The sequence below is a fragment of the uncultured Ruminobacter sp. genome, assembly GCA_902764345.1.
In the GTDB taxonomy this organism is placed as follows: domain Bacteria; phylum Pseudomonadota; class Gammaproteobacteria; order Enterobacterales; family Succinivibrionaceae; genus Ruminobacter.
In genome coordinates this window covers 89,576-96,320 of the sequence record CACWVT010000005.1, presented here as the reverse complement: position 1 = coordinate 96,320, position 6,745 = coordinate 89,576, and the positions used below count along the sequence as shown (strand labels likewise).

The window sequence follows — 6,745 nt, the reverse complement described above, 5'->3', positions numbered from 1 at the left end:
TCAAACTCTTCACTTTAAATTTTTAAGTTGAAGTTTTTTCGGCTCTCTCTTGAATGACTGTCTTCTAAAATTGCTCTTAGATTTGACACTCAGCTTCTTCAAGAACCATTTTTTAAATTTCAGCTCATGAATTCAGCGAGTGCCCACACAGATTGTCTAGATTTGTTTTTAAAGAACTTTTTCGCTTTGCTGTTCTGCTCAGCGAGTGATGTGTATTTTACTTTTTCGAAAAATTTTGTCAACACACATTTGTGTTTTTTAGCAATTTTTTTATTATTTTTGCTTGTTTGATTAAAAAATATTCAATTTTAATCAAATTGACATAAAACTATTCATTTTATTTAACGGCCTGTCTTTTTACTTTTTATTTCCGGTTTGATAATTCCGGGAAACAGAAAATATACTGAACCTTCTATCACAAAGTGCACAAACCACCTTACCGCCCACAGCATAATCATTACAATAACTGCTATAACAACAGCCTTAACCTTTAATTCATCCTGCGGATGGTTAAAGAAATCTATATATCCGGCTTCATCGATATATTCAAAGGTTCTTCTCGAAAATATAGTCCCCAGATAAAGCATACAGTTGCCCAAAAGGGTACAAAGAACCCCGAATCTAAAAGTAAGAGCTATAAAACAACATAGGAAACCAACACCGAACAGCGTAAAACCGCTATAAATCATGAATGTTTCAATATTCTCAATCATATCTTTCTGCCTTTTTTGTAGTCTTTACATTTTAAAAAAAATCTTATGAAATTTCTATTTTTACACTTAAAATATCGTCGGTTAATTCTCTTTTGTATTTAGGAATCACTTTATGTTTTTACATTGGAATGTCGATCCGATTCTGTTTACCATACCGGTTATAAACCTATCTCTGAGATGGTACGGTCTATTTTTTGCCGTAGGCTTTCTGTTAGGTTACTATTTTGCAAACCGTGAGTTCAGAAACAGGAATCTCAATACTGATGGTCTGGATAAACTTTTAGGATACATGATCGCAGGAACTCTTATAGGGGCAAGACTCGGACATTGCCTTGCCTATGATCCTCAATTTTATTTAACCCACCCTGTTGAAATACTAAAAATATGGCAGGGTGGCCTTGCCAGCCACGGAGGCGGACTGGGCCTGATATTTACAACACTGCTCTACTGTAAAATTTATAAATATAATTTCCTTAATCTAGCTGATCTGCTCTGTATCCCTACCGCATTTGTTGGTGGGATGATAAGAGTCGGAAACTTCTTTAATTCTGAAATTTACGGTAAACCGACTAACGCTGATTATGGTGTCATTTTTGATAGAATAGACAGTATCCCGAGACATCCTGTTCAGATGTATGAATCCCTTTCATACTTTCTCATATCCGTATTCCTCTATAGCGTATATAAGTACAGCCAAAAAAGAGGTTCAGGCTTTGTCCTGGGATTATTCTTTATAACAGTTTTCTCCGTAAGAATAGTTCTCGAATACTTCAAGCCGGAACAGGCAAGTTATGACATGAACAACAGTATACTTACAGTCGGACAGTATCTGAGTATTCCTTTTGTCGTTGCCGGACTGGTGCTATGTATACTGAGTTCACTGCTTCCATCTCTAAGAAATAAATCAGAAATAATCTTAAATAATGATGTAATATCAAAATAATTTCTTAGATGTTGGACTGTTATTAACCCCTATTCAGCAAATCTAAAAACAGAGGGCACATTCGTTATATGTGCCCTCTGCTTTTAATGCCTCCGGCAGTAAACCGGCTTAACGTAAAATTAAAGTATTATTAGCTCTCATAATGCTTTCCCTTTATGAATTTCTTTATGATTCCCTTATGACTTCCGAAAATAAATGACACTAGGTAAAGCGTACTGAGCGAAATAATAATTGCAGGACTGCATGGAACGTTATAGTGGAACGACATTATAAGACCGACGTAAGATGAAATAAGAGCCTGAAAAACACTGATAGCAAGAATACTGGTTAATCTGTAACTCCAAAATTTAGCACTTGTTGCGGGAATAATCATAATACCAACGGCCATCAGTGTTCCTATGGCCTGAAAACTGCTTACCAGATTGAATACTGCAAGTATCATAAAACAGATATGCACCCATGGTCCTGATTTACTTACAGATTCAAGAAACAATGGATCAACAATGTCAAGAATCAGAGGTCTGGCTATAAATGATAGAACAATAAGTGTTACTGTAGTACAAATTCCGAGAAGAACTATAGTATCACTGCCTATGGCAAAAACTGAACCAAACAAAAAATGCAACAAATCCAAATTAGATCCGTTTAAAGATATAATCAGAACGCCGAGAGCCAAACTGAACAGGTAAAAGACCGCAAGATTACTTTCTTCACTGCTTTTACTAATCCTTGAAAAAACACTCGACATAATAATCACGACGATACCGGCAATCATACCACCTATGGTCATGGCAGCAACTGACAGTCCAGAAAATAAAAAACCTACGGCAGCACCGGGAAGAATGGCATGTGAAATAGCATCACCGCTCAAACTCATTCTTTTCAATGTCAAAAAAACACCGATAAGAGGAGCACTAAAACAGAGACATATAAGCGATACTGAAGCTTTCTGCATAAAATCATACGAAAGCAGTGGCTGTATCAGATAACTGTAGAGATCGTTGAACATAATTACTTATTACAAATATTTGCATCCTTGTGCGGATAAAAACTGTTGCTGAATGCCTTATCAAGGTTATCTCCTGTAAGCACCTCCTCAGTAAGACCATAAGCAACAAGTTCCCTGGACAAAATCGCCGTATAAGTGAAGTTGTCTCTCACCTGTTTTAAATCATGAAGAACTGAAATCACGGTTTTTCCGGCATCCATCCACATACGTATTATTTTTAAAAGTTCTACTATTGTTTTATAGTCAATGGCATTGAACGGTTCATCCAGAAGTATAAGTTCGGCATCCTGAATGATAAGTCTGGCAAAAAGAGCTCTCTGTATCTGACCTCCGCTCAAAGCCTTCAATGGCTCATCAGCCATTCCCTTTAATCCTACCTTATCAAGGGTTGAATTCACGAGCCTGATGTCATCCTTACTTAATCCGGCAAAAAAACTCTTTTTATAAAGAAGTCCTGATGATACAAGCTCGAGAGTAGTCATCGGAAAAGTTTTATCAACTGTGGAGCTCTGAGGCAGATACGCAATTTTATCTCTGGAAATATCAATGGTAATACTTCCTCCCATAGGCTTAATGAAAGACATTATCCCTTTTAGGAGAGAGGATTTTCCACATCCGTTAGGGCCTACAATTGCAACTGATGTTCCCTTCTCTATATGCATATTCAGGTGATGAATAACCGGATGTTTGTTGTATCCTATCGTCAGATTATTAAATGTCAGCATATTAAATAACGAGGTATATTAAAAAATAAAGTACTGCAAGTATTATAAACACGGCAGCAAGTCTGGTATAAATACTTGAAAGAAAAAGTGAGCTCATTTTTTCGGTATCCTTCTGATTTTTTATTGTACATTATGGGATTACACGTTATCTTCCGCAACAGGATTACGAATTCAATGAGTTATATGATAATCATTTTCAGTAACAAGGGAATAACAGCTTAACTGATTTTTTACAGAACGGAATCCTTTTTCCTCTGTGTCTGATTATAACCTAACATAATGATAAAACAAGAAAGACAACCGCTACCGATTGTCTTTCCCTGATTCATTAAATAATTAAATAAATGTAATTATGACTTAACCAGAATTAGTTCTTGCCACTTAACAGAGAAGCAATGAGCTTCTTATTCTTGTCGCCGCTAGCTTCCTTTGGTTCTTCCTTGGCAGCCTGCTTTTCCTGCTGAACTTCTTCAACCTTAGCTGCAGGCTTGCTGCTTGCAACTTCAGTTGGCTTTAAAGGATTCTGAATCTGGCTTGGACCGCTTGGAATTGCACTTATACGGGAAAAGCCTTCGGCTCTTGCCACTGCATAACCATTGCTCTTGGCAGCATCAACAAGATTGTCATAGTTTCTGTTTTCAGTAACAAAGGTAACCTGAGTATTACTGTCTTCTGCTGCAAGTCTTGCAATCTTGAATGCAAGGCTGATGAATAATTCATTTTCAGTCTTATGAGGAATTTCAAGGAAATCAATATCAACCTGCTGACTCTTAGCAATATTCATCAGATTCTTAACAACTTTAAATGGAAGATTATCCTGATCTTCAGTTAATAAGAAAATGCTATCGTAACGATCAAGACCTTCACTTGGCAGTTCCTGATCCGCAAAATTAGGTAAAATTAAAATCTTATTTGACATATACTCACCGTCCCTAGACTTATATAATCAACCATACACTTATGTACTTATTACAATTCTATAGACTTTTTTAAATTTAATTAGTGATCGGTATCTAAGTAACAGGGATTTTTTCACTGTTAAATCTATTTTGGTCAGTATGCGTACAATATTCCCAAACAAACAAAACATATTTAAAACAATTTATTAACAATATTTATAAAAATCATTATTCTGGAGACTTAGGAGATGCCATCATGTTTTTCAAATCTTGAATCTCTTCTCAACGAAATATGCTTATTTATTATAAAAAAACTGTAGTGGTAATAAAAAAATCCTGTTTTATCTTAAAAAAACAGGATTTTTTATTCTGACATAAACTTTTCTTAGTCTAATCTGGAAAGAAACTCCGCAATTCTTTCTGCCAGCTGAGTGGCGTTGTTTCCCTCAATCACAAAATGCAGTGTCTGACCGTAAGAAGCCCTAAGGGTTGATACCTGCATCATGCTCTTACCATCTACATAAGGAGAGTTGTCCGAAGTGTTTTTGATTTTTACCTTTACTTCAGGATCACTGTTGCAGATTTTAACCAGAGAGGCGCAAGGTCTTACGTGTAAACCGTGTTTACCATTTATTTCAATATCCATTTCTATTGCCATGGCTGACTCCTGAACTTTTTACCACTTGTGTCCCATAATTATATTTTATCTGTACGGAGTGTCAAAAACTGCCGAACAGCGTAAATATGTTACTTATAACCATGTTTTTTTAAGATTAAGCGTGATTTGTCACTAAACAGGTAATCTTTGAAACGAGTAGTGGCCTGTACGTTCTTATTATTTTTAAATATCAGATAGTAGTAATTAATCGGTTCATATTCCGTATCACTGAACAGACAGAATGAACCTTTTTTGGTTAGCTTGTTATCAATAACCATATTATAAGGTAAAAACCCCAACATGGCATAACCATTGACAATGGAAGTTAATGCCGAATACTCATTGTCACTGTATACAATCTTTTCCTTAAGTTTAGGATTATTCTTCGAATAGAGATCAATTATCTGTGCGGCTGCAAATCCTGATACGTTGTATTTGGGGCTCGGCATGATAATCTTACTGTAAATGTCCTTATTGAGGACATCGCAGTTACTGTCAATAATGGACGTTACGGAAAATAAAGTTAGGGCCGTTCTGGTAAAATTACCAAAACTGCTACTGTCAGCGAGTCCCATATTGATGTATCTTGCCGGGAATTTCTGATCATTTCCCAAAAAAATGTCACAGCTCATCTGCTTATTAATTACCGAAGCATAAATCATTGTTGATGATGCATAGGTAATGTCCAACTTACCCAGAGTGTATTCTTTTCTGTATTCTTCCAGATAATCGTACAATTGCGGAATTGCACAAACCTTAATAGACTCAGACTCCGTCACCTCATTATCAGTGGCAACTGCGTTGCCTGATATGAAAAACATAATTCCGACAACAGCAGACATTAAAATTTTTTTTGAAAAATCAAATGCAGTTTTCATTAAATGACCAACCTAAAAACAAATACAGCAGCAGGTGTCCCTGCTGCAGTATTTTTATTTATGATTATTAATTATTATTCTGCGTAAAAGTTACGCAGCATGGCTATTTCCTTGGCATATCCATCCAAATCTTCCTGAGGTGTTTCAAGATAGAAAGGAAGATGTTTAAGACGAGGGTTATTAATCACCGCCACTAAAGCTTCCAGACCGATATGTCCGAATCCGATGCATTCGTGACGATCCTTGTGGGCACTCATCGGATTCTTACTGTCATTAAGATGAACCGCACATAATCTCTCAAGACCGATTACGTCGTCAAACTCATCAAGCACGTCATCGAGATGATTTACGATATCGTAGCCACCTTCCCACAAATGACAGGTATCAAGACACACCCCGAGCTTTTCATTCAGCTCAACACCATCAATAACAGCTCTTATTTCCTGAAAGTTTCTGCCAACCTCGCTGCCTTTTCCGGACATGGTTTCAAGCAACACCTTGGTTTTAAGTTCAGGGGAAAGAATTGTGTTAAGGTGATTCTGAATCATGGCTATGCCAATTTCAGCTCCCTGTTGCACGTGAGACCCGGGATGGAAGTTATACATACCACCGGGGATTCTGTCCATTATACGCAGGTCATCAGCCATAATGTCTCGGGCAAAAATCCTTAACCCTTCATCCTTTGCACAAGGATTCAGTGTATACGGTGCATGAGCCAGCACCGAGGAAATACCATGCTCACCGCAGAATGCAAGAAAGTCGGACATGTCCTTTTCGGAAATCGGTTTGGCTTTTCCGCCACGGGGATTTCTGGTAAAAAACTGAAAGGTATTGGCATTAATACTTAATGCAGTTTCTGCCATGGCAAGATAGCCTTTGGAGCATGACAGATGACAGCCTATTTTCAACATGTTATTCAA

At 37.0% G+C, this 6,745-nt stretch carries 8 protein-coding genes; 1 reads left to right on the top strand and 7 read right to left on the bottom strand.

The window, feature by feature from the left end; all coding sequences use genetic code 11:
• Positions 1-341 precede the first annotated feature (341 nt).
• Complete coding sequence (locus QZU58_RS02150) at positions 342-713, bottom strand: hypothetical protein (RefSeq protein ID WP_294494366.1); 372 nt, start codon at positions 711-713, stop codon at positions 342-344.
• A gap of 112 nt (positions 714-825) precedes the next feature.
• Between QZU58_RS02150 and lgt the strand changes: the two genes are divergently transcribed.
• Positions 826-1,656: a prolipoprotein diacylglyceryl transferase gene (gene lgt, locus QZU58_RS02145; protein WP_294494364.1), complete on the top strand. Its 831-nt coding sequence runs from the start codon at positions 826-828 to the stop codon at positions 1,654-1,656.
• A gap of 130 nt (positions 1,657-1,786) precedes the next feature.
• Here the strand turns inward: lgt and QZU58_RS02140 are convergent, their stop codons facing one another.
• The 6 genes from QZU58_RS02140 to QZU58_RS02115 all read right to left on the bottom strand — a co-directional run bounded on the left by QZU58_RS02140 (position 1,787) and on the right by QZU58_RS02115 (position 6,736).
• On the bottom strand, positions 1,787-2,611 hold the full coding sequence (locus QZU58_RS02140; RefSeq protein WP_294494371.1) for a metal ABC transporter permease: 825 nt from the start codon (positions 2,609-2,611) through the stop codon (positions 1,787-1,789).
• Positions 2,612-2,667: 56 nt separating this feature from the next.
• Positions 2,668-3,327 (bottom strand): metal ABC transporter ATP-binding protein, encoded by a 660-nt coding sequence (locus QZU58_RS02135; RefSeq protein WP_294494360.1) that lies wholly within the window; start codon positions 3,325-3,327, stop codon positions 2,668-2,670.
• 430 nt (positions 3,328-3,757) lie between these two features.
• Positions 3,758-4,309: a hypothetical protein gene (locus tag QZU58_RS02130; RefSeq protein ID WP_294494358.1), complete on the bottom strand. Its 552-nt coding sequence runs from the start codon at positions 4,307-4,309 to the stop codon at positions 3,758-3,760.
• A 365-nt stretch (positions 4,310-4,674) separates the two neighbouring features.
• Entirely contained in the window at positions 4,675-4,947 is a 273-nt protein-coding gene (locus tag QZU58_RS02125; protein WP_294494355.1) for an HPr family phosphocarrier protein, read from the bottom strand.
• 89 nt (positions 4,948-5,036) lie between these two features.
• Positions 5,037-5,768, bottom strand: coding sequence for a molybdate ABC transporter substrate-binding protein (modA, locus tag QZU58_RS02120; RefSeq protein WP_294494352.1), 732 nt, complete (start codon positions 5,766-5,768; stop codon positions 5,037-5,039).
• Between the two features lie 131 nt (positions 5,769-5,899).
• On the bottom strand, positions 5,900-6,736 hold the full coding sequence (locus QZU58_RS02115) for a deoxyribonuclease IV (RefSeq protein ID WP_294494350.1): 837 nt from the start codon (positions 6,734-6,736) through the stop codon (positions 5,900-5,902).
• Between the last annotated feature and the right edge of the window lie 9 nt (positions 6,737-6,745).

Excerpts from the sequence above, each read along its gene's own strand:
- QZU58_RS02135 (WP_294494360.1), bottom strand. The coding sequence starts at position 3,327 with ATGCATATAGAGAAGGGAACATCAGTTGCAATTGTAGGCCCTAACGGA.
- modA (WP_294494352.1), bottom strand. The coding sequence starts at position 5,768 with ATGTTTTTCATATCAGGCAACGCAGTTGCCACTGATAATGAGGTGACG.
- lgt (WP_294494364.1), top strand. The coding sequence starts at position 826 with ATGTTTTTACATTGGAATGTCGATCCGATTCTGTTTACCATACCGGTT.
- QZU58_RS02130 (WP_294494358.1), bottom strand. The coding sequence starts at position 4,309 with ATGTCAAATAAGATTTTAATTTTACCTAATTTTGCGGATCAGGAACTG.
- QZU58_RS02140 (WP_294494371.1), bottom strand. The coding sequence starts at position 2,611 with ATGCAGAAAGCTTCAGTATCGCTTATATGTCTCTGTTTTAGTGCTCCT.
- QZU58_RS02150 (WP_294494366.1), bottom strand. The coding sequence starts at position 713 with ATGATTGAGAATATTGAAACATTCATGATTTATAGCGGTTTTACGCTG.
- QZU58_RS02115 (WP_294494350.1), bottom strand. The coding sequence starts at position 6,736 with ATGTTGAAAATAGGCTGTCATCTGTCATGCTCCAAAGGCTATCTTGCC.
- QZU58_RS02125 (WP_294494355.1), bottom strand. The coding sequence starts at position 4,947 with ATGGCAATAGAAATGGATATTGAAATAAATGGTAAACACGGTTTACAC.